This is a genomic window from Streptomyces sp. NPDC001781 (assembly GCF_053596035.1).
Genome location: NZ_JBSFFI010000028.1, coordinates 1 through 19,232, shown reverse-complemented (window position 1 = coordinate 19,232; position 19,232 = coordinate 1). Strand labels below are relative to the sequence as shown.

Sequence of the window (19,232 nt, the reverse complement as noted above, 5' to 3'; positions counted from 1 at the left end):
GCCTCGTTCCCGGCCGAAATCGGGAACCGAGTAAACCGTGAGTAAGTTGCATAGGTGGGGGCCCGCGATCACAGGGGGCCACCAAGGGCCCGCGAACACGAGGGTCTGACGGATCGACAGTGACTTCGAGGTGCGCACCTTGGCTTTCCAGATGCCGGACCGCGGCGGAGGCCCGACGGGGCCACGGATCAGGGCGGGCCGCCCGTCCCGGCGGGTGAGGACCCTGCTCGTGACCCTGGGCGTCCTGGCAGCCCTCGGCATGGCCTTCACCATGTTCGCCGGCTTCTGGACGGACTGGCTCTGGTACCGGTCGGTGCACTACTCGTCGGTCTTCACCACCACCCTGTGGACGAAGATCGGGCTGTTCTTCGTCTTCGGTCTGCTGATGGCCCTCGCGGTGGGCTTCAACATCTGGCTCGCGCACCGGATGCGGCCCCCGCTGAGCGCCATGTCGATGGAGCAGCAGAGCCTGGACCGTTACCGGATGGGGATCGCGCCGTACAAGACCTGGCTGCTGCTCGCCGTCACCGCGCTGGTCGGGCTGATCGCCGGCGCCTCGGCGGCCGGGCAGTGGCGGGTCTGGCTGATGTGGGTCAACGGCGTGCCGTTCCACCAGAAGGACCCCCAGTTCCACCGGGACGTGTCCTTCTACGCCTTCGACCTGCCCTGGTACCGCTTCCTGCTGGCCTTCGGCTTCGCCACGGCCATCCTGTCGCTGATCGCCGCCGCGCTCACCCACTACCTGTACGGCGGGCTGCGCGTCACCAGCCCCGGCTCGCGCGCCTCGGCCGCCGCGACCGGTCATCTCTCGGTGCTGCTCGGCGTCTTCGTGTCCCTCAAGGCCGTCGCCTACTGGCTCGACCGGTACGGACTCGCGGTGAAGTCCAGCGACTTCCGGGCGACCGGTAACTGGACGGGTCTGCGCTACGTGGACGCCAACGCCTATCTGCCCGCCAAGAACATCCTGTTCTTCATCGCCGTCATCTGCGCGCTGCTGTTCTTCGCCACGCTGTGGCGGCGCACCTGGCAGCTCCCCGTGATCGGCTTCGGCCTGATGGTGCTCTCCGCGGTCCTCATCGGCGGCCTCTACCCGGCCATCGTGCAGAAGTTCCAGGTCCAGCCCAACGAGCAGGCCAAGGAAGCCCCGTACGTCCAGAAGAACCTCAAGGCGACCCGCGAGGCGTACGGCATCGACCGCACCCAGGTCAGCGAGTACTCCGGCAGGGCCGCGACCGAGGACAGGACCAAGCTGCGCGACCAGGTCGGCAAGACGGCCAGTATCCGCATCATGGACCCGAACGTGGTCTCGCCCACGTTCCAGCAGCTCCAGCAGATCCGGAACTACTACGGCTTCCCGAACAACCTGGACGTCGACCGGTACCCCACCAAGGACGGCAAGGAGCAGGACACCGTCCTGGGCCTGCGTGAGCTGAACCTCGACGGCATCCCGAAGAACAACTGGATCAACGACCACTTCCGCTACACCCACGGCTACGGCGTGGTCGCCGCCAAGGGCACCGAGGCCGACGACAAGGGCCGTCCGGTCTTCACCGAGAAGAACCTGCCCTCCAAGGGCGACCTCGGCGAGTACCAGCAGCAGGTGTACTACGGCGAGAAGACCACCACGTACTCCATCGTCGGCGGTCCCCAGAAGGAGATCGACTACTCCGACGACGAGGGCGAGAAGACCACCAGCTACCAGGGCAGGAGCGGCGTCAACCTCGACAACCCGCTCAACCGGGCGGCGTACGCGGTGGCGTTCAACGAGCCGCAGATCCTCTACTCCGGGGCCATCGGCGACGGTTCGCGCATCCTGTACAACCGCACCCCCAAGGGCCGCGTCGAGTCCGTCGCACCCTGGCTGACCATCGACGGCGACGCCTATCCGGCCGTGGTGGACGGACGCATCCAGTGGATCGTCGACGCGTACACGACAAGCAACGGCTATCCGTACGCCTCGCGCACCACGCTCGGGGACACCACGGCCGACTCGCTGACCGCGACCAACAACTCCCGCGCGGTGGTGGCCCAGCAGAACCAGGTCAACTACATCCGCAACTCCGTCAAGGCCACCGTCGACGCCTACACCGGTGACGTCAAGCTCTACCAGTGGGACTCGGCCGACCCGGTGCTCAAGACGTGGATGAAGGCGTTCCCCGGCACGGTGCGGTCCCGCTCGGACATCAGCCCGGAGCTGATGGCCCATCTGCGCTACCCCCAGGACCTGTTCAAGGTCCAGCGCGAGCTGCTCACCCGCTACCACGTGACCAACGCGCAGACCTTCCTCAGCGGCAGCGAGGTGTGGCAGGTCCCGGACGACCCGTCCAACGACTCCCGCGACTCGGTCCCGCCGTACTACCTGAGCATGAAGATGCCGGACCAGAAGCAGCAGGTCTTCTCGCTCACGACGACCTTCACGCCCAACGGCCGGGACAACCTGAGCGCGTTCATGGCCGTCGACTCCGATCCGCGCGCCAGCGACTACGGCAAGATCAGGATCCTGAAACTGCCGACGAGCACCACGGTCGACGGCCCCAAGCAGGTGCAGAGCCAGTTCAACTCCGAACCGTCCATCGCGGAGACGATCAGCCTGCTGAGCCGGGGCCACTCCCAGGTGGAGTACGGCAACCTGCTCACCGTCCCGCTGGACGGCGGCCTGCTGTACGCGGAGCCGGTCTACGTGCGCGGCGGCACGCTGAAGTACCCGCTGCTGCGCAAGGTGCTGGTGACCTACGAGGGCCGGACCGCGTTCGAGGACACCCTGGACCAGGCGCTGGACAAGGTGTTCGGGGTCAAGGGCTCCGAGCCCCCGCCGTCGGGCACCACCGAACCGCCGGCGTCCACCAACCCGACGGTCCGCCAGGCGCTGGAGGACGCCCAGAAGGCGTACGACGCGGGCCAGGAGGCGCTCAAGTCCGGTCCGGACTGGGACGCCTACGCCAAGGCGCAGAAGGACCTCCAGGACGCGCTCAAGAAGGCCGAGGACGCCCAGTCCGCGGCGGACAAGCCCCGGACCAGCGGCGACTGACCGGACCCGCTCCCGCGCCGTGCTAGAGTTGTGCACACAACGGCGCGGGGTGGAGCAGCTCGGTAGCTCGCTGGGCTCATAACCCAGAGGTCGCAGGTTCAAATCCTGTCCCCGCTACTGAAAACGAGGGCCCGGATCTCATCGAGATCCGGGCCTTCGTGATGTGCGAACTCATGTCCTGCGCCTTTCATCGGCCGTGCCGCCGCCCGGAGTTGGGCCAACTGTGTTTGACTTGTCTCTCTGTGGGCATGTCGACAAAACGCTGAAGTGACCTCACGGGCTGCGGTACACCGGGTGTACCCAGGTTGCAGGTGGTGCGACGATGGACGTTATGGGGGACAAGGCAACTCTGTTCGAGACAGGGCGATTTGTGCAGCCTTCGGGTGAGGACCCCTCCCGCGACGTGGACGAGGTGGGGGAGGACGCCGAGGAGGTGCGCCTCGGGATGGCGGCGCGCACCGGCGACGCCGAGGCCGCCAGCATCCTCGGGGCCATGCTGCTGCGCCGCGGCGACCTCGACGCGGCCGAGCCCCAGCTCCGTGCCGCCGCGTCCGCCGGCGACCGGCCCGCCGCCAACAACCTGGGCGTCCTGCTGCACCAGCGCGGGTACGCCGACGAGGCCGCCGACTGGTGGCGGATCGCCGCCGTCGCCGGCTCGGCCGCCGCCGCGCACGCGCTCGGCCGCCACCACCGCGAGCGCGGCGACGAACCCGCCGCCGAGTACTGGCTGCGCCAGTCCGCCGAGCAGGGCCATGTGCTCGGCGCCTACGCCCTCGCCGACCTGCTGGAGCACCGCGGTGACTCCCGCTCCGCCCACTGGATGCGGGCCGCGGCCGAGCGGGGCCACCGCGAGGCCGCCTACCGGTTCGCCCGTTCCCTGGACGGCGGTGACGCCGAGCCCGGGACGGGACGTGCGGCGGAGCCCGGCACCGCCGAGGCGTCGGCCGAGGCCGAACAGTGGTACCGCCAGGCCGCCGCGCGCGGCCACCGCCGGGCCGCGCTGCACCTCGGCGCCATCCTGGAGAAGCGTGGCGAGCTGAAGGAGGCCGGGCGCTGGTACCTCACGTCCGCCAAGGACGGCGAGGCCCGTGCCGCCTGCGCGCTCGGCTTCCTGCTGCGCGACGCGGGGGACACCGAGAGCGCGGCCGTGTGGTGGCTGCGCGCCGCCCAGGACGGGGACGGCAACGCGGCCAACGCGCTCGGCGCCCTGCACGCCGAGCGCGGCGAGACCCAGACCGCCGAGCGCTGGTACCGGGCCGCGCTGGACGCCGGTGACGACAACGGCGCCTACAACCTCGGGCTGCTCTGCGCCGAGCAGGGCCGCACCGCGCAGGCCGAGCAGTGGTACCGGCGCGCCGCCTACGCCGGGCACCGGGAGGCGGCGAACGCGCTGGCCATCCTGCTGCTGCGGGGCGGCGACACCAGTGGTGCCGAGCCCTGGTTCTCCAAGGCCGCCGAGGCCGGCAGTGTGGACGCCGCGTTCAACCTCGGCATCCTGCACGCCGGCCGCGACACCGTCCAGGACAGCGAGGCCGCGGTGCGCTGGTACGAGCGGGCGGCCGCCGCCGGGCACACCGAGGCCGCCCTCCAGGTCGGCATCGCCCGGCTGCGGGAGGGCGACGAGCAGACCGCCGAGCGCCATCTGCGGTGCGCGGCCGGCGGCGGCAGCGCGGAGGCCGCGTACCGGCTGGCCACCGTGCTGGACGCGCGCCGTCCGCCGGAGCCCGCGCACGAACTGGGCGAGAGCGTGCACGACAAGACCGAGTGCGAGGAGTGGTACGAGCGGGCGGCCGGCCAGGGCCACCGGCGTGCCCAGGTGCGGGTCGGCATGCTCGCGGCGGCGCGCGGTGACGTGGTCGAGGCGGCGCGCTGGTACCGGGCGGCCGCCGAGGCCGGGTCCCGCAACGGCGCCTTCAACCTGGGGCTCCTGCTGGCCCGCGAGGGCAGCGAGCCCGAGGCCGCCGTGTGGTGGACCCGCGCGGCCGACGCCGGGCACGGCCGGGCCGCGCTCCGCCTGGCCCTGGTGTACGCCCGCCGGGGCGAGCTCGCCGAGGGGCAGCGCTGGGCGGCCCGCGCGATGGAGCTGGGCCCCAGGGAAGTGGGGGAGCGGGCGGCGCGGCTGGAGGGCGCGCTGCGCGAGGAGCTGTCGGCCTGAGCTGGACGGAAGGTGCGCGGGGGAATGGATTTGCCTCCGCGCCCATGGGTCCCGTAGTGTCGTGTTCACCGACGCGGGGTGGAGCAGCTCGGTAGCTCGCTGGGCTCATAACCCAGAGGTCGCAGGTTCAAATCCTGTCCCCGCTACTGAAGGCAGAGGGCCGGAATCCGATGGGATTCCGGCCCTCTGTCGTGTCCGGGTACCGGCTCAGGCGGCGGCGCACTCCGGGCACACGCCCCGGTAGGTCACCTCGACGTCCGAGACGGCGAAGCCGAAGCGCTCGGTGTCGGGGAGGTCGGTGAGCGGGTCGCCGGTGGGGTGCACGTCACGGATCGCGCCGCAGCGTGAGCAGACCAGGTGATGGTGCGGACGGTGCGCGTTCGGGTCGTACCGCTTGGCGCGGTGGTCCGTGCTGACCTCCAGCACCTCGCCGAGCGAGACCAGTTCGCCCAGGGTGTTGTAGACGGTCGCGCGGGAGATCTCCGGCAGCTTCGCCACGGCGCGCGCGTGGACCTCGTCGGCCGTGAGGTGGACGTGCTCGCCGTCCAGCACCTCGGCCACCACTCGGCGCTGCGAGGTCAGCCGCCATCCGCGTCCACGCAGCCGGTCCAGAAGGTCACTCATGGCAGCCAGCGTAACAGCAGGCGGAACAGATCCCGAATGGGTGTGATTTTGGAATGCCAGCAGAGTTGGACTGAGTCCAACTCCGCTGGCGGGCGTCAGAGAGCGGGTTCCGGGGCGCGGGCCGGGGCCCAGCAGCGAATGATGTCGCGCACCGAGACGATGCCCGCGGGCTCGCCCCGGTCCAGCACCACCAGATGCCGGAAGCCGCCGTGCGTCATGGCGCTCGCGGCCTCCCGCAGGGTCCAGGCCGGGGCGGCGAAGACCACGGACGTGGTGGTGTGGGCCTGGGCGGACTCCGTGTCCGGGTCCTGGCCGAGGCCGACGGAGTTGAGGATGTCCCGTTCGGTGAGGATGCCGATGCCGCCCGCCTCCGGGTCGAGCACCACGGCGGCGCCGACCCGGCGGGCGGACATCAGGGCGGCGGCCTGGCGAAGGGTGTGAGCGGGGCCGATGGTGAGGACCACCGTGCTCATGGCGTCTCGGACGAGCGTGGGGGGTGATGCGGGGGCGGGAACGAGCATGGGCTTCAGCCACCTCCTGCGGAACCCGCGCCGCACAGCACGGATTCACGAACGCACAAACGAGGGAGGCTTCAGAGTGACAGGTAAAGGGGAGGTCAACAAGGGGGCGTGCGTTACCCGTCGGGGGCGCGCGCACCGAGCGGGTGCGCTCAGTCGCCGACGCGGCCCAGCAGCGCGTCGTGCAGCAGGCCGTTGGAGGCCGCCGCGTTGCCGCTGTGCGGGCCCGCACGGCCGTCCAGACCGGTGAAGGTGCCGCCCGCCTCGGTGACGATGATCGCGTTGGCCGCCATGTCCCACAGCGACAGCTCGGGTTCCGCGCACATGTCCACCGAGCCCTCCGCCACCATCATGTAGGGCCAGAAGTCGCCGTAGGCGCGCGTGCGCCACACCTCGCGGGACAGCTCCAGGAAACCGTCCAGCCGGTCCCGCTCCTCCCAGCCGGTGAGCGAGGAGTAGGCGAAGGAGGCGTCGGCGAGGTCCGCCACCGCGGAGACGTGGATACGGCTCGCCGAGGTGAGGCTGCGTCCGGTGAAGGCGCCGTGGTCCTTCGCGGCCCACCAGCGACGGCCCAGGGCGGGGGCCGAGACCAGGCCCACGACCGGATGGAAGCCACCCGGACCCGCCTCCATCAGCGAGATCAGGGTCGCCCACACCGGGACCCCGCGCACGTAGTTCTTGGTGCCGTCGATCGGGTCGATCACCCAGCGGCGCGGACCGGAGCCCTCGGCGCCGTACTCCTCACCGAGCACCGAGTCGCGCGGGCGGGCGCGCTGGAGGTGGTTGCGGATCAGCTCCTCGGCGGCCTTGTCCGCCTCGCTGACCGGGGTCATGTCCGGTTTCGTCTCGACCTTCAGGTCGAGTGCCTTGAAGCGCTCCATGGTGGTCGCGTCGGCGGCGTCGGCGAGGACATGGGCTAGGCGCAGGTCGTCGAGATAGTCCGGCATGTGACGACCGTATCGGCCGCGGGTGTCCGGAAGCCACCAGGGGGGGCGCGGGCGCGGCGCACGGCGCACTGGCCGAACCGTGCTCCCGGCACGCCCCCCGACCCTTGACAGCGCCGGCGGGCGAGTCAAATCTAAGCGCCACGACTCGCCCCAGGGAGGCGACGATGCCCGCAGCCCGTGAATCGCTGCTGGACGCCGCAGGCGGAGCGCTCGCCCACCGGCCGTGGTCCACGGTGCGGATGGTCGACGTGGCCGCGGCCGCCGGAGTGTCCCGGCAGACGCTCTACAACGAGTTCGGCAGCAAGGACGGCCTGGCCCGGGCCCTGATGCGGCGCGCGGCCGACGGCTACCTCGCCGGTGTGGAACGCGCCCTCGCCACCCACGCCGACCCCCGCGACCGGCTTGCCGCCGCCGCCGAGTGGACCGCCACCGCCGCGCGGGGCGACACGCTGGTACGGGCCATGCTCACCGGAAGCTGGACCGAACGGCTCCCCGAGCCCGCGCGCAACGGCCCGCCCTCCACCTCCACCGTGCCCGCGCAGCGCCGGGCCGACGGGCCGCTGCCGGCGCCCGGGGACTTCCTGCGGATGGCACGCGACCGGGCCGTGGCGGTCCTCGCCGCACCCGGCACCCCGGCGTCCGACACCGCCCGGCTGGCCTTCGCCTGCGAAGTCGCGCTCCGCCTCGGCCTGTCCTGCGTGGCGGCGCCGGCCGGCGAGGGCGGCACGACGGCACTCGTCCACCACGCCCTGCGCCGGAACCTCGACGGCTGAGGGGCGTCTCCTCGGTCCGCGTCGGCCGGTGAAGACCGAGGAGACGCCCCTCAGTGCGCCGACCCCGAGAGCTGGAGTCCGATCACCCCGGCGATCACCAGGGAGATGGAGACGATCTTCAAGGTGGAGACCAGGTCACCGAGGAAGACCATGCCGTAGATCGCCGTGCCCGCCGCGCCGATGCCGGTCCAGACCGCGTAGGCCGGGCCGACGTCGAGCTTCTTCAGGGACAGGGTCAGCAGGCCGAAGCTGCCGAGGGCGAAGGAGGCGAAGGCGATGGTCGGCCAGAGCCGGGTGAACCCGTGGGACAGCTTCAGGCACACGGCGAAACCCGTCTCCAGAAGCCCGGCCACGATGACCAGCAGCCACGCCATGCGCTGTCCTCCCCTAGGGTCTGACTTCCGGATCTTGCCGGGGTCGCGGGTTCTGGCACGCACATCTGCGGCGTTGTCGTCGGTTGCCGACGCTCCGCGTCGACGCCCTCCTCCGCCGTGCAGCTGCACGCACCGGAACCCGCTCGGGTCAGCCGACAGGCGCCCTCGGCCCGAGCCGGCCTGATCCGGAGGAAAGACCTTTGGTCCGGATCCCCGGCTCGGTGCGATTATGCACTCGCCGGACCCGCGCCCCGGCAAACCACGCGAGTCTCAGTCGCCCTCCCGGCGCTCCCGCGTCGCCAGCAGCCGGCGCAGCGAGTACAGCCGGGCCGGGCGCGCGTGGCCGGCGGCCACCCAGGCGTCCAGCGCGCAGTCCGGTTCGTCGTGACTGCACGCGCGCGGGCACTCGGCTGTGCCCGGCACCAGGTCCGGGAAGGCGTTGATCACCCGCGTGGGGTCGATGTGCGCCAGCCCGAAGGACCGTACGCCCGGAGTGTCGACCACCCAGCCGGCGCCGTCGCCGAGCGGCAGGGCCAGTGCGGAGGTCGTGGTGTGCCGGCCCCGGCCGGTCACCGCGTTGACGTGTCCCGTCGTACGCCGGAGGTCCTGCGGTACCAGCGCGTTGACCAGGGTGGTCTTGCCGACGCCGGAGTGGCCGACGAACGCCGTTATCTTTCCGTCGAGTTGCTCGCGGACCCGGTCGGCCGCGCCGCCGTTCTCCAGTTCCTCGCGGCTGGTCACCACGTAGGGGATGTCCAAGTCGCCGTACAGCTCCAGCAGCTTGTCCGGGGAGGCCAGGTCCGACTTGGTCATCACCAGCAGGGGCTCCAGGCCGCCGTCGAAGGCCGCGACCAGGCAGCGGTCGATCAGCCGGGGGCGGGGCTCGGGGTCGGCGAGGGCGGTGACGATCGCGAGCTGGTCGGCGTTGGCCACCACGACCCGCTCGTAGGGATCATCGTCGTCGGCGGTGCGGCGCAGCAGGGAGGAGCGCTCCCCGATGCGGACGATCCGCGCGAGGGTGTCCTTCTGGCCCGACAGGTCGCCGACGATCGAGACCCGGTCGCCCACCACGGCCGCCTTGCGGCCCAGCTCACGGGCCTTCATCGCGGTGATGGTCCGTCCCTCGACCAGGCAGGTCAGCCGGCCCCGGTCCACGGTGAGGACCATGCCCTCCGCCGCGTCCTCGTGCTTGGGACGGATGCTGGTCCGCGGGCGGTTGCCCTTGCGGTTGGGACGCGTGCGGATGTCGTCCTCGTCGGTGTGCTTGCCGTAGCGGCGCATTGTCTCGTCCAGCCCGTCAGTCGCCGAGCATCCCGGTCCACAGCTCGGGGAAGTCCGGGAGGGTCTTCGCCGTCGTCGCCACGTTCTCGATCCGCACCCCCGGCACCGCCAGGCCGATGACCGCGCCCGCCGTCGCCATCCGGTGGTCGTCGTAGGTGTGGAACACGCCGCCGTGCAGGGGGCGCGGCCGGATGCGCAGGCCGTCGGCGGTCTCCGTGACATCGCCGCCGAGTTCGTTGATCTCCTTGGTGAGCGCCGCCAGCCGGTCCGTCTCGTGCAGCCGGAGGTGGGCCACGCCCCGCAGGGTGGAGGGGGAGTCGGCGAGGGCGGCGACCGCGGCGATGCCGGGGGTCAGCTCGCCCACGTCGCCCAGGTCCACGTCGATGCCGTGCACCGCGCCGGAACCGGAGAACACCAGCCCGTACTCGGTCAGCTCGCAGGAGCCACCCATCTCGGTGAAGATCTCCCGCAGCCGGTCACCCGGCTGGGTGGTGCGCTCCGGCCAGTCCGGGATCGTCACCTTGCCGCCTGAGACCAGGGCGGCCGCCAGGAACGGCTGGGCGTTGGACAGGTCCGGCTCGACGGTGAGGTCCCGGCCCAGCAGCGCGCCCGGGGTCACCCGCCACACGTTCGGCTCGCCGCCCGACTCCGGGGTGTCGACCTGGGCGCCGACCGCGCGCAGCATGTCCACCGTCATCCGGATGTGCGGGAGCGAGGGCAGCGTCGCGCCGGTGTGACGGACCTCCACGCCCTGGTTGAAGCGCGGCGCGGACAGCAGCAGCGCCGAGACGAACTGGGACGAGGAGGAGGCGTCGACCGACACCGGGCCGCCCTCCAGGGCCCCGCCGCCGTGCACGGTCAGCGGCAGCGCGCCCCGGCCGTCGTCGTCGATCCGGGCGCCCAGCACGCGCAGCGCGTCGATCACGCCGTGCAGCGGGCGCTCGTGGGAGCGGGGGTCGCCGTCGAAGCGGATCGGGCCGTCGGCCAGTGCCGCGAGCGGCGGCAGGAAGCGCATGACCGTGCCGGCGTTGCCGACGTCCACCGCGGCCGGACCGCGCAGCCCCGTCGGCAGCACCCGCCACGCCTCGCCGGAACCGTCCGGGCCGACGCCCTCCTCGATCTCCACGCCCATCGCCCGCAGCGCCCCGGCCATCAGCAGGGTGTCCCGCGACCGCAGCGGACGGCGCAGCCAGCCCGGCTCGGAAGCGAGGGCGGCGAGCACCAGGGCCCGGTTGGTGACCGATTTGGAACCGGGCACGTGGACCGTCGCGTCGACGGCTCCGGTCGCGTGCGGGGCGGGCCAGAGGGCGGTGTGCGCGGGGTTCACGGTCATGCGCCCCACTTTAGTGGCTGGGACCGCCCCCAGATCTTGGCCGGACCCGGCAGGCGGCGGGTCAGAGCCGCAGCAGCCACTGCCCGCCGCCGATCAGCGAGCACAGCGACACCGCGTGGAACAGGAACAGCCACAGCCCGGCCGGTACATGGGTGAGCCGGGACAACTGGTCCGCGTCCGAGTCGCCGGCGCCGCCCCGCCTCCGCTTGGCCTGCAGCTCGAAGGGCGGACGCACCCCGCCCAGCAGCAGGAACCACACCACCGCGTACGCGAACGCCGCCTGCACCTGCGGTCCCGCCAGCCAGGACACCAGAAGGAACGCCCCGCCGGTCAGCACCACCGTCAGCACCCCGTAGGCGTTGCGGATCATCACCAGCATCGCGAGCAGCAGGGCGGTCGCCACCCACAGCAGCAGGGTGATGCGGCCGGAGGCCAGCAGCGCGGCCCCGCCCAGCCCGAGCAGCGAGGGCGCGGTGTAGCCCGCGGCGGCCGTGAGGATCATGCCGAGCCCGTAGGGCTTGCCCCGGCTCACGGTGAGGCCGCTGGTGTCGGAGTGCAGCCGTATCCCGGTCAGCTTCCGGCCGGTGACGAGCGCGATCAGTCCGTGGCCGCCCTCGTGCGCGATGGTGATCGCGTTCCGGGCCACCCGCCACACCGGGTGCGGGGCGACCACGGCGAGCGCGGCGGCCAGGGTGGCGAGGACGACCCACAGGTCGGGACCGGACTGGGTGCCGCTGAGCCGGTCCCAGAGGCCGGGCAGCGCGGCGGTCGTGTTGCTGTCCATGTGTACGGGTGACTCCCTGTGTCGGACGGACTCTGGCACTGTGGCTGGTATGTGCGGACGGTATGCGGCCAGTCGTGGCCCAGAGGATCTCGCGGGAGCCTTCGGCATCGAAGTGGGGGTCCCCCCAGCCCCGGCGGAAGGGGGCGACCGTACCCCGGACCCCGAGGAGACCCTGGCGCCGGACTGGAACGTGGCCCCGACCAAGGAGGTCTACGCGGTCCTGGACCGCCCCCTGAAAGACGCCGCCGACCGGCGTCCGGTTCGCCAGCTGCGCCGGCTGAGGTGGGGACTGGTGCCGTCCTGGGCCCGGACCCCCGAGGGCGCCGCCCGGATGATCAACGCCCGCGCGGAGACCGTGCACGAGAAGCCGGCCTACCGCCGCGCCTTCGCCGCCCGCCGCTGCATCCTGCCCGCCGACGGCTACTACGAGTGGGTCACCGGCGAGCAGGAGCGCGACCTCGAGGCCGAGGGCAGGAGGAAGCGGCCGCGCAAGCAGCCGTACTTCGTGACCCCCGCCGACGGCTCGGTGTTCGCCATGGCCGGTCTGTACGAGTTCTGGCGCGACCGCACGCTGCCCGACGACCATCCCGGCGCCTGGTGGGCGACCTGCTCGGTGATCACCACCGAGGCCGAGCGGGGCCCGCTGGCCGTCGCGCCCGCCGAGGGCCCCGGCTCGCTGGCCGACATCCACCCCCGGATGCCCCTCATGCTGACCCCGGACCGCTGGGACGCCTGGCTGGACCCCGCCCGTACCGACCCCGGGGAGCTGCGGGAGCTGCTCGCCCCGCCGCCCGGGGGCCTGATGCGGGCCTATCCGGTGTCGACCGCCGTCAGCAACGTCCGCAACAACGGACCGGAGCTGCTGAAGGAGCTGGAGGGGCCCGAGGAGGGCACACTCTTCTGACGTGAGCCCCACTTCCGCCGATGCGACCGAGACCGTCGAGACCGTGGCCGGGACGGCCCGCGTCACCTGGCACCACGCACCCGAGCCCCGCCTCGTCCTGGCCGCCGGTCACGGCGCCGGGGGCGGCATCGAGGCCCGCGACCTCCAGGCCCTCGCCACCGCCCTGCCCGCGCACGGGGTGAGCGTCGCCCTGGTCGAACAGCCCTGGCGGGTGGCCGGCCGCAAGGTCGCCCCCGCGCCCAGGACGCTGGACAGCGGCTGGCGGGGTGTGTGGCCCGCCCTCACCCGCGCCGGCCTGCCGGTGATCTCCGGGGGCCGCAGCGCGGGCGCCCGCGTCGCCTGCCGTACCGCCACCGAGCTGGGCGCCCGCGCGGTGCTCGCGCTGAGCTTCCCGCTGCACCCGCCGGGCAGGCCGGAGAGGTCCCGGGCCGACGAGCTGCTCGGCGCCGGGGTGCCCACGCTCGTCGTCCAGGGCGGGAACGACCCCTTCGGCCGCCCCGAGGAGTTCCCCGCGGACGGGTTCGAGCTCGTCGAGGTGCCCTGCGGCGACCACTCCCTCGCGGTGCCCAAGCGGGCCCCCCTGACCGGGGAGGCCGCGCTGGAGACCGTGACGGACGCCGTCACCAGGTGGGCCGCGTCACTCGGGTGACCCCCGGGAATGCCGGACGCGGCAACGCTGTTGTGGCGAGCAGAAGCAAGGGAGCCCGAAGGGGCGTCGTCGCGGGAGAGGAAGTCAGCCGCATGGGTTCGACCGCATGTCCGAGTCGCAGCAGCCGCACTGACCTGGACTGGACGGTGCTGCACGCGGCCAGGACCGCTCCGCTTCGAGCGGCGGCGGGTACGGGTCGTGTTCTATCCTCCGAGACGAGTGGGGCCGGTTTCGGCCTCGCGCGGGAACTTGAGGAGGTGGGTCCGGTCACCGGTACCGACGCAGGGGCCGGCAGCGGCCAGGCGGAGCAGCCCGAGGGCCAGGGCGCGAGCGCGGGTACGGGCGCCGAGACCAGCGCGGAGCGCAGCGCGCGCTTCGAGCGGGACGCGCTCGAATTCCTCGACCAGATGTACTCGGCCGCGCTGCGCATGACGCGCAACCCGGCCGACGCGGAGGACCTGGTGCAGGAGACGTACGCCAAGGCGTACGCCTCGTTCCACCAGTTCCGCGAAGGCACCAACCTCAAGGCGTGGCTGTACCGGATCCTCACCAACACCTTCATCAACTCGTACCGCAAGAAGCAGCGGGAACCGCAGCGCAGCGCGGCCGAGGAGATCGAGGACTGGCAGCTCGCCCGTGCCGAGTCGCACATGTCGACGGGGCTGCGCTCCGCCGAGTCCCAGGCGCTGGACCACCTGCCGGACTCGGACGTGAAGTCCGCGCTCCAGTCGATCCCCGAGGAGTTCCGCATCGCGGTCTATCTCGCGGACGTGGAGGGCTTTGCGTACAAGGAGATCGCGGACATCATGGGGACACCCATCGGTACGGTGATGTCCCGGCTGCACCGGGGCCGTCGCCAACTGCGCGGCATGCTGGAGGACTACGCGCGCGAGCGCGGCCTGGTCCCCGCGGGCGCCGGAGAGTCGGACGAAGCGAAAGGCTCGGGCTCATGAGCTGCGGAGAGCCGCACGAGACGGACTGCAGTGAGGTCCTCGACCACCTGTACGAGTTCCTCGACAGCGAGATGCCGGACGTCGACCGCGACAAGTTCCAGCACCACTTCGAGGAATGCCACCCGTGCCTGGAGAAGTACGGTCTGGAGCAGGCCGTCAAGAAGCTGGTCAAGCGGTGCTGCGGGCACGACGACGTCCCCGCGGACCTGCGCGCCAAGGTCATGGGCCGGATCGACCTGATCCGCTCCGGCGGCACCGTCCCCGAGCATGACGTGACCACGGTCGCCCGCGAGAGCTGACCGCCGCCTCGGTCACCCGAACGTGCTAATCCCCCCGGACCAGCCCCCGCCCTCCCCGTGCCCCGTCCTACGCTCCACCCGGACGGGGCACGTTCGGGGAGGGCGTCATGAAGGCGGTTCCGGCAAGAGCACGGGTCTGCGTGGCCGGTGCCGCCCTGCTCGCCGCGCTCTGCGCGCTGCCCGCCCTCACCGGCCCCACGGCCTGGGGCGCCGTCGGACTCCTCTCCGCGCTGTACGCGCTCTGTGACCAGGTCGTCCGGCGCCGCTTCGGCGGCACCTTCTACCCCGTCCTGCTCGCCGGGGCCTTCCTGCTGTCCCCGGCCGCCGCCGCGCTCGTCCCGCTGCCCGCCGCCCTGCTCTCCCCGGTCGAGCACGCGCCGGCCCTCCCGCGCCGAGTCTGGCGCGCCGCCCGGCCCGCGCTCGCCGTCTGGGCTGCCGCCCGGACGCACCACGCGCTCGACGGCGGCGCCGCCGTCGACGGCTCCGTCTTCCCGTACGCGCTGCTGCCCGCCGGGGCCGCCGTGCTCGCCTTCTGCCTGGTGCTCACCCTGCTCGACGGCGCCATGCACGCCGCGGCCGACCGGGTGCCGGCGCGCCGCGCCTGGCGGGGACTGTTCACCCGCTCCCTCGCGCCCGTCGCCGTGCACGGCCTGGCCGGACTGATGACCGCCGTGCTGTGGCGCAGCCCCTACGGTCCCGTCGCAGCCCTGCTGGTGCTGCTGCCGATGGGCGTCTCCTGCTGGGTGTTCGCCCAGTACCACCGCGAGCGCGCCGCCCACCAGGCCACCATCCGCGCCCTCGTCCAGGCCGTCGACATCAAGGACGGCTACACGAGGGGCCACAGCGAGCGCGTCGGCCGGGCGTCAGTGATGATCGCCCGCCAGCTCGGCCTGGACGACGAACGCGTGGAGGTACTGCGCTTCGCGGGCATCCTGCACGACGTGGGCAAGCTCGGCGTCCCCACCCGGCTGCTGCGCAAGGACGGCCCGCTCACCCCCGAGGAACGCCGGATCATCGAACTCCACCCCGAGTACGGCCACGAGATGACCCGCGGCATCTCCTTCCTCGGGGAGGCCCGCGCGGCGATCCTGCACCACCACGAACGCCTCGACGGCAGTGGCTACCCCTACGGCCTCGCCGGTGCCCAGATCCCCGAGTGCGCCCGTGTGGTCGCCGTCGCCGACGCCTTCGACGCCATGACCTCCACCCGCTCCTACAGCCGGGCCCGCCCGGTCGAGGTCGCCGTCGCCGAGCTGGAGCGGTGCGCGGGTGCCCAGTTCGACCCCCGGATGGTCGGCGCGCTCGCCGCCGCCCTGCGCCGCCACGGCTGGCGGCCCGAGGTCACCGCCGACGAGCCCGCCTCCGGCGTCCCGCCGCGCCAGCGCACCCACGGACGGACCACCGGGGCCCACCGGTGACCGCCCGCAGACTGATCCACGGCGCCGCCGCGCTCGTCGCCGTCCTGGCCTTCGGCGCCACCCTGTGGACCGGCATCGAGGACCGGGGCACCGCGCTCGCCTTCGGTGTCCTCATCGCCGTCGGCGAACTCACCCGCTGGCGGGGCGGCGGCTCCCGCCGCGCCGCGCCACTCGGCACCGCGGGCTCCCTGTCGTACGCCCTGCTCGGCGCGGAGGCCGGAGAACCGGCGCACCACGGGCCGGCGCAGATCGTCACCGTGGTGCTCGTCGCCACGCTGCTCGGTGGCGTTCCCCACATCTGGCGTGGCCAGAGCCCCACCCTGGACCACCTGGCCCGCCGGGTCCTCAAGGTGGGCTTCGCCGCCGTCTGCTTCCAACCCCTCTACAGCCGGGGGGTGTTCCGGCACTGGGACGGTTGCGCCTACGCCCTGCTGCTCGTCGCGCTGCTCGTCCTGACCGCGCTGTGCGACGCCGTACTGGCCGCCGCGCTCGGCCGGGCCCGCACCGGCTGGCCCTTCGGCCCGCTGCTGCGCGAGGAACTGCGCGGGCTGCCCGGCATCGGGTCCGCCGTCTGCGCCACCGGCGTGGTGATGGCGCTCGCGGTCGCCGTCGCCGGACTCTGGGCGCTGCCGGTGTTCTGCCTTCCGCTGCTGCTCACCCAGTTGTCGCTGCGCCGGTACGCGGCGGTGCGCGCCACCTACCGGCAGACCATCACCTCCCTGGCCCGCGCCACCGAGATCGCCGGCTACACCCCGGCCGGGCACGCCCGCCGGGTCGCCGCCCTCAGCCTCGCGGTGGGCCGGGACCTCGGGCTCACCGGCACCGAGCTGACCGTGCTGGAACACGCGGCGCTGATGCACGACATCGGCCAGCTCAGCCTTCTCGACCCGGTCCCCGCGGGCGCGACCGCCGGGCTGCCCTGTGAGGAGCAGCGCCGCATCGCCCTGCTCGGCGGGGCCGTCGTCCGGCAGACCGGGGTGGCCGCGGCCGTCGCCGTGGTCGTGGAGCGGCAGGCCGACCCCTACCGGGACCAGCCGGTCGCCGCCCGCATCGTGCGCGCGGTCAACGCCTACGAGGAGAAGTCCCACGACGCCGGGGCGCAGGGCCCGCTGTGCGCACTGGAGGAACTCCGGCTGGCCACCGCCGGGGACTACGCCCCCGAGGTGGTGGAGTCCCTGGCGCGGGTCCTGTCCCGTGACTGTCTGAGCCTGCCGGTTGCTGGGTAACCGACGGGTAATGAGCGCCTCTCCCGCGTGACGTGGTTGGATGCGAGGGAGAGGCATGTCCGGGGGCACAAGCCAGCCCACTGAGCGGAACGGAACTGGCAGGCGGGAATCGTGAGGATCTTCGGCAAGGTACGGAACCGGCCCTCCGCCTCCTGGCGGCAGGCCACCGACCGGGCGTTCACGCTCATCGGCGACGGCCGGTACGAGGACGCGGGCGAGCTGCTGACCCGCGCCGCCGATCTGGAGCCCTGGCTCGCCGAGTCCTGGTTCAACCTGGCCCTGCTGCACAAGTTCCGGCACGACTGGGAACAGGCCCGCGCCGCCGGGCTGCGCGCGGTCGCCCTGCTGGACCGGGAGACCGGCGCGCCCGACTGGTGGAACGTGGGCATCGCCGCCACCGCTCTCCAGGACTGGCCGCTGGCCCGCCGCGCCTGGCAGGCGTACGGGCTGAAGGTGCCCGGCGGCGCCACCGCGCTGGGCGAGCCGCTGGGCATGGAGCTGGGCAGCGCGGCCGTACGCCTCTCCCCGGAGGGCGAGGCCGAGGTGGTCTGGGGCCGCCGGCTGGACCCGGCCCGCATCGAGGTGCTGTCCATCCCGCTGCCGTCCTCGGGGCGGCGCTGGGGCGAGGTCGTGCTGCACGACGGTGTCCCGCACGGTGAGCGGACCACGTCCACCGGGCACTCCTATCCGGTCTTCGACGAGATCGAGCTGTGGGCGCCGTCGCCCGTGCCGACCTGGGTGGTGCTGCTGGAGGCGGCGACCGAGGCGGACCGGGACGCGCTGGAGCAGCTGGCCGCCGACGCGGGGTTCGCGGCGGAGGACTGGTCGTCCTCCGTGCGGCTGCTGTGCCGGATGTGCTCGGAGTCGCGGATGCCGTCCGACGAGGGGGAGGGCGTGCATCTCGATCCCCACGACCACAGTGAGCCCGGTCATCCCGGTCCGCTGGGGCACCGGACCGACGGGCAGCTCTGGGTGCCGGAGCGCGAGTGCGGGATCGCCGCGCCGGCTTCGCTGGTCCGGGGGCTGCTGGACGGGTGGGTCGCCGACAGTCCCGACTCCCGCGACTGGCGGGATCTGGAAGAGGTCTGCTGATCGCCGCTGCCGGTGCGCGGTCTTCGTACGCGCCCACGCGGCGGTCCCGTACGAAAGGACCCGGACCCGCGCCCCGCGGGAGGCGTGTCCACGTACCCTGTATCCGCTACTCCCCCCATGTTTGTTTTGAGGAAGGCGTCACTCGGTCATGGCTCAGCAGGACACCGATCAGCAGCGCGTGGGCGTGCTCCCCGTCGATGACGAGGGCTATGTCGTCGACACGGAGGACTGCGAGGAGCGCGAGACCGGCTGGCGCGAGCGCGGGACCTCGCGGCCGATCACGGTCGTCGGGAACCCGGTGCTGCACAAGGAGTGCGCGGACGTCACCGAGTTCGGTCCCGAGCTGGAGGAACTGGTCGCGGACATGTTCGCCAGCCAGCGCACCGCCGAGGGCGTGGGCCTGGCCGCCAACCAGATCGGCGTGAGCCGGAAGGTCTTCGTCTACGACTGCCCGGACGACGACGGCGTCCGCCACACCGGCGTGGTCGTCAACCCCAAGCTGGTCGAACTGCCCGCCGCCGCCCGCCGCCTGGACGACAGCAACGAGGGCTGCCTCTCCGTGCCCACCGCGTACGCGCCGCTCGCGCGCCCCGACTACGCCGAGGTGACCGGGCAGGACGAGAAGGGCAACCCCATCAAGGTGCGCGGCACCGGCTACTTCGCCCGCTGCCTCCAGCACGAGACCGACCACCTGTACGGGTACCTCTACATCGACCGCCTCTCCAAGCGGGACCGCAAGGACGCGCTGCGGCAGATGGCCGAGAACGAACCGCGCTACGACGTGGTCGCCAACGACTGACGCGGCCGCGCGGAACCGGCGCCACCGCACCGAACAGCCGCGACGCCCGGCCGGAGACCATTCCGGCCGGGCGTC

Annotated in this window: 18 protein-coding genes and 2 tRNA genes; 13 read left to right on the top strand and 7 right to left on the bottom strand. The window is 72.7% G+C overall.

Features of this window, described 5'->3' with window-relative positions; translation table 11 throughout:
• Window positions 1–151 precede the first annotated feature (151 nt).
• The 4 genes from ACWCV3_RS23100 (at window position 152) to ACWCV3_RS23085 (ending at window position 5,329) form a co-directional block, all read left to right on the top strand.
• A complete protein-coding gene (locus tag ACWCV3_RS23100; protein ID WP_451227419.1) occupies window positions 152–3,028 on the top strand; it encodes a UPF0182 family membrane protein in 2,877 nt (958 codons plus the stop codon).
• Between the two features lie 43 nt (window positions 3,029–3,071).
• A tRNA-Met gene (locus ACWCV3_RS23095) sits at window positions 3,072–3,145 on the top strand.
• A gap of 205 nt (window positions 3,146–3,350) precedes the next feature.
• Complete coding sequence (locus ACWCV3_RS23090; protein WP_451227278.1) at window positions 3,351–5,183, top strand: tetratricopeptide repeat protein; 1,833 nt, start codon at window positions 3,351–3,353, stop codon at window positions 5,181–5,183.
• A 72-nt stretch (window positions 5,184–5,255) separates the two neighbouring features.
• Window positions 5,256–5,329: transfer RNA gene (locus ACWCV3_RS23085), tRNA-Met, on the top strand.
• Window positions 5,330–5,390: 61 nt separating this feature from the next.
• Here the strand turns inward: ACWCV3_RS23085 and ACWCV3_RS23080 are convergent.
• The 3 genes from ACWCV3_RS23080 to hisN form a co-directional block, all read right to left on the bottom strand.
• Window positions 5,391–5,807: a Fur family transcriptional regulator gene (locus tag ACWCV3_RS23080; protein ID WP_451227275.1), complete on the bottom strand. Its 417-nt coding sequence runs from the start codon at window positions 5,805–5,807 to the stop codon at window positions 5,391–5,393.
• A 95-nt stretch (window positions 5,808–5,902) separates the two neighbouring features.
• Window positions 5,903–6,280: a CBS domain-containing protein gene (locus ACWCV3_RS23075; protein ID WP_451227272.1), complete on the bottom strand. Its 378-nt coding sequence runs from the start codon at window positions 6,278–6,280 to the stop codon at window positions 5,903–5,905.
• Between the two features lie 197 nt (window positions 6,281–6,477).
• Window positions 6,478–7,272 carry a histidinol-phosphatase gene (hisN, locus tag ACWCV3_RS23070; protein ID WP_451227269.1) on the bottom strand — a complete coding sequence of 265 codons (795 nt, stop codon included), beginning with the start codon at window positions 7,270–7,272 and terminating at the stop codon, window positions 6,478–6,480.
• Between the two features lie 164 nt (window positions 7,273–7,436).
• On the opposite strand from hisN, the gene ACWCV3_RS23065 reads away from it, so the two are divergent.
• Window positions 7,437–8,045, top strand: coding sequence for a TetR/AcrR family transcriptional regulator (locus ACWCV3_RS23065; protein WP_451227266.1), 609 nt, complete (start codon window positions 7,437–7,439; stop codon window positions 8,043–8,045).
• A 50-nt stretch (window positions 8,046–8,095) separates the two neighbouring features.
• On the opposite strand, the gene ACWCV3_RS23060 is transcribed toward ACWCV3_RS23065, so the two are convergent.
• The 4 genes from ACWCV3_RS23060 to ACWCV3_RS23045 all read right to left on the bottom strand — a co-directional run bounded on the left by ACWCV3_RS23060 (window position 8,096) and on the right by ACWCV3_RS23045 (window position 11,817).
• Complete coding sequence (locus tag ACWCV3_RS23060) at window positions 8,096–8,419, bottom strand: DMT family transporter (protein ID WP_451227263.1); 324 nt, start codon at window positions 8,417–8,419, stop codon at window positions 8,096–8,098.
• 270 nt (window positions 8,420–8,689) lie between these two features.
• Window positions 8,690–9,700 (bottom strand): ribosome small subunit-dependent GTPase A, encoded by a 1,011-nt coding sequence (rsgA, locus tag ACWCV3_RS23055; protein ID WP_451227260.1) that lies wholly within the window; start codon window positions 9,698–9,700, stop codon window positions 8,690–8,692.
• Between the two features lie 16 nt (window positions 9,701–9,716).
• Window positions 9,717–11,033, bottom strand: a complete 1,317-nt coding sequence (gene aroA / locus ACWCV3_RS23050; RefSeq protein WP_451227257.1) for a 3-phosphoshikimate 1-carboxyvinyltransferase — start codon at window positions 11,031–11,033, stop codon at window positions 9,717–9,719.
• A gap of 61 nt (window positions 11,034–11,094) precedes the next feature.
• Entirely contained in the window at window positions 11,095–11,817 is a 723-nt protein-coding gene (locus ACWCV3_RS23045; RefSeq protein ID WP_451227254.1) for a M50 family metallopeptidase, read from the bottom strand.
• Window positions 11,818–11,866: 49 nt separating this feature from the next.
• Between ACWCV3_RS23045 and ACWCV3_RS23040 the strand changes: the two genes are divergently transcribed.
• The 8 genes from ACWCV3_RS23040 (at window position 11,867) to def (ending at window position 19,157) form a co-directional block, all read left to right on the top strand.
• On the top strand, window positions 11,867–12,721 hold the full coding sequence (locus ACWCV3_RS23040; protein ID WP_451227251.1) for an SOS response-associated peptidase: 855 nt from the start codon (window positions 11,867–11,869) through the stop codon (window positions 12,719–12,721).
• A 1-nt stretch (window position 12,722) separates the two neighbouring features.
• Entirely contained in the window at window positions 12,723–13,370 is a 648-nt protein-coding gene (locus ACWCV3_RS23035; RefSeq protein ID WP_451227248.1) for an alpha/beta hydrolase family protein, read from the top strand.
• Window positions 13,371–13,627: 257 nt separating this feature from the next.
• The gene (locus ACWCV3_RS23030) at window positions 13,628–14,323 is read left to right on the top strand and encodes a sigma-70 family RNA polymerase sigma factor (RefSeq protein ID WP_451227246.1); all 696 of its coding nucleotides are present in this window, start codon (window positions 13,628–13,630) and stop codon (window positions 14,321–14,323) included.
• Window positions 14,320–14,622, top strand: a complete 303-nt coding sequence (gene rsrA / locus ACWCV3_RS23025) for a mycothiol system anti-sigma-R factor (protein ID WP_451227243.1) — start codon at window positions 14,320–14,322, stop codon at window positions 14,620–14,622. The genes ACWCV3_RS23030 and rsrA overlap by 4 nt, the downstream gene beginning before the upstream one ends.
• Before the next feature lie 107 nt (window positions 14,623–14,729).
• A complete protein-coding gene (locus ACWCV3_RS23020; RefSeq protein ID WP_451227240.1) occupies window positions 14,730–16,040 on the top strand; it encodes an HD-GYP domain-containing protein in 1,311 nt (436 codons plus the stop codon).
• Window positions 16,037–17,266 carry an HD-GYP domain-containing protein gene (locus ACWCV3_RS23015; protein ID WP_451227238.1) on the top strand — a complete coding sequence of 410 codons (1,230 nt, stop codon included), beginning with the start codon at window positions 16,037–16,039 and terminating at the stop codon, window positions 17,264–17,266. The genes ACWCV3_RS23020 and ACWCV3_RS23015 overlap by 4 nt, the downstream gene beginning before the upstream one ends.
• Before the next feature lie 111 nt (window positions 17,267–17,377).
• A complete protein-coding gene (locus tag ACWCV3_RS23010) occupies window positions 17,378–18,358 on the top strand; it encodes a hypothetical protein (protein ID WP_030807439.1) in 981 nt (326 codons plus the stop codon).
• Between the two features lie 148 nt (window positions 18,359–18,506).
• Window positions 18,507–19,157 (top strand): peptide deformylase, encoded by a 651-nt coding sequence (def, locus tag ACWCV3_RS23005; RefSeq protein ID WP_451227234.1) that lies wholly within the window; start codon window positions 18,507–18,509, stop codon window positions 19,155–19,157.
• The last annotated feature ends 75 nt before the right edge of the window (window positions 19,158–19,232 follow it).

Excerpts from the sequence above, each read along its gene's own strand:
- ACWCV3_RS23100 (WP_451227419.1), top strand. The coding sequence starts at position 152 with ATGCCGGACCGCGGCGGAGGCCCGACGGGGCCACGGATCAGGGCGGGC.
- ACWCV3_RS23065 (WP_451227266.1), top strand. The coding sequence starts at position 7,437 with ATGCCCGCAGCCCGTGAATCGCTGCTGGACGCCGCAGGCGGAGCGCTC.
- rsrA (WP_451227243.1), top strand. The coding sequence starts at position 14,320 with ATGAGCTGCGGAGAGCCGCACGAGACGGACTGCAGTGAGGTCCTCGAC.
- ACWCV3_RS23045 (WP_451227254.1), bottom strand. The coding sequence starts at position 11,817 with ATGGACAGCAACACGACCGCCGCGCTGCCCGGCCTCTGGGACCGGCTC.
- ACWCV3_RS23040 (WP_451227251.1), top strand. The coding sequence starts at position 11,867 with ATGTGCGGACGGTATGCGGCCAGTCGTGGCCCAGAGGATCTCGCGGGA.
- rsgA (WP_451227260.1), bottom strand. The coding sequence starts at position 9,700 with ATGCGCCGCTACGGCAAGCACACCGACGAGGACGACATCCGCACGCGT.
- def (WP_451227234.1), top strand. The coding sequence starts at position 18,507 with ATGGCTCAGCAGGACACCGATCAGCAGCGCGTGGGCGTGCTCCCCGTC.
- ACWCV3_RS23090 (WP_451227278.1), top strand. The coding sequence starts at position 3,351 with ATGGACGTTATGGGGGACAAGGCAACTCTGTTCGAGACAGGGCGATTT.
- ACWCV3_RS23080 (WP_451227275.1), bottom strand. The coding sequence starts at position 5,807 with ATGAGTGACCTTCTGGACCGGCTGCGTGGACGCGGATGGCGGCTGACC.
- ACWCV3_RS23020 (WP_451227240.1), top strand. The coding sequence starts at position 14,730 with ATGAAGGCGGTTCCGGCAAGAGCACGGGTCTGCGTGGCCGGTGCCGCC.
- aroA (WP_451227257.1), bottom strand. The coding sequence starts at position 11,033 with ATGACCGTGAACCCCGCGCACACCGCCCTCTGGCCCGCCCCGCACGCG.
- ACWCV3_RS23075 (WP_451227272.1), bottom strand. The coding sequence starts at position 6,280 with ATGAGCACGGTGGTCCTCACCATCGGCCCCGCTCACACCCTTCGCCAG.
- ACWCV3_RS23060 (WP_451227263.1), bottom strand. The coding sequence starts at position 8,419 with ATGGCGTGGCTGCTGGTCATCGTGGCCGGGCTTCTGGAGACGGGTTTC.
- hisN (WP_451227269.1), bottom strand. The coding sequence starts at position 7,272 with ATGCCGGACTATCTCGACGACCTGCGCCTAGCCCATGTCCTCGCCGAC.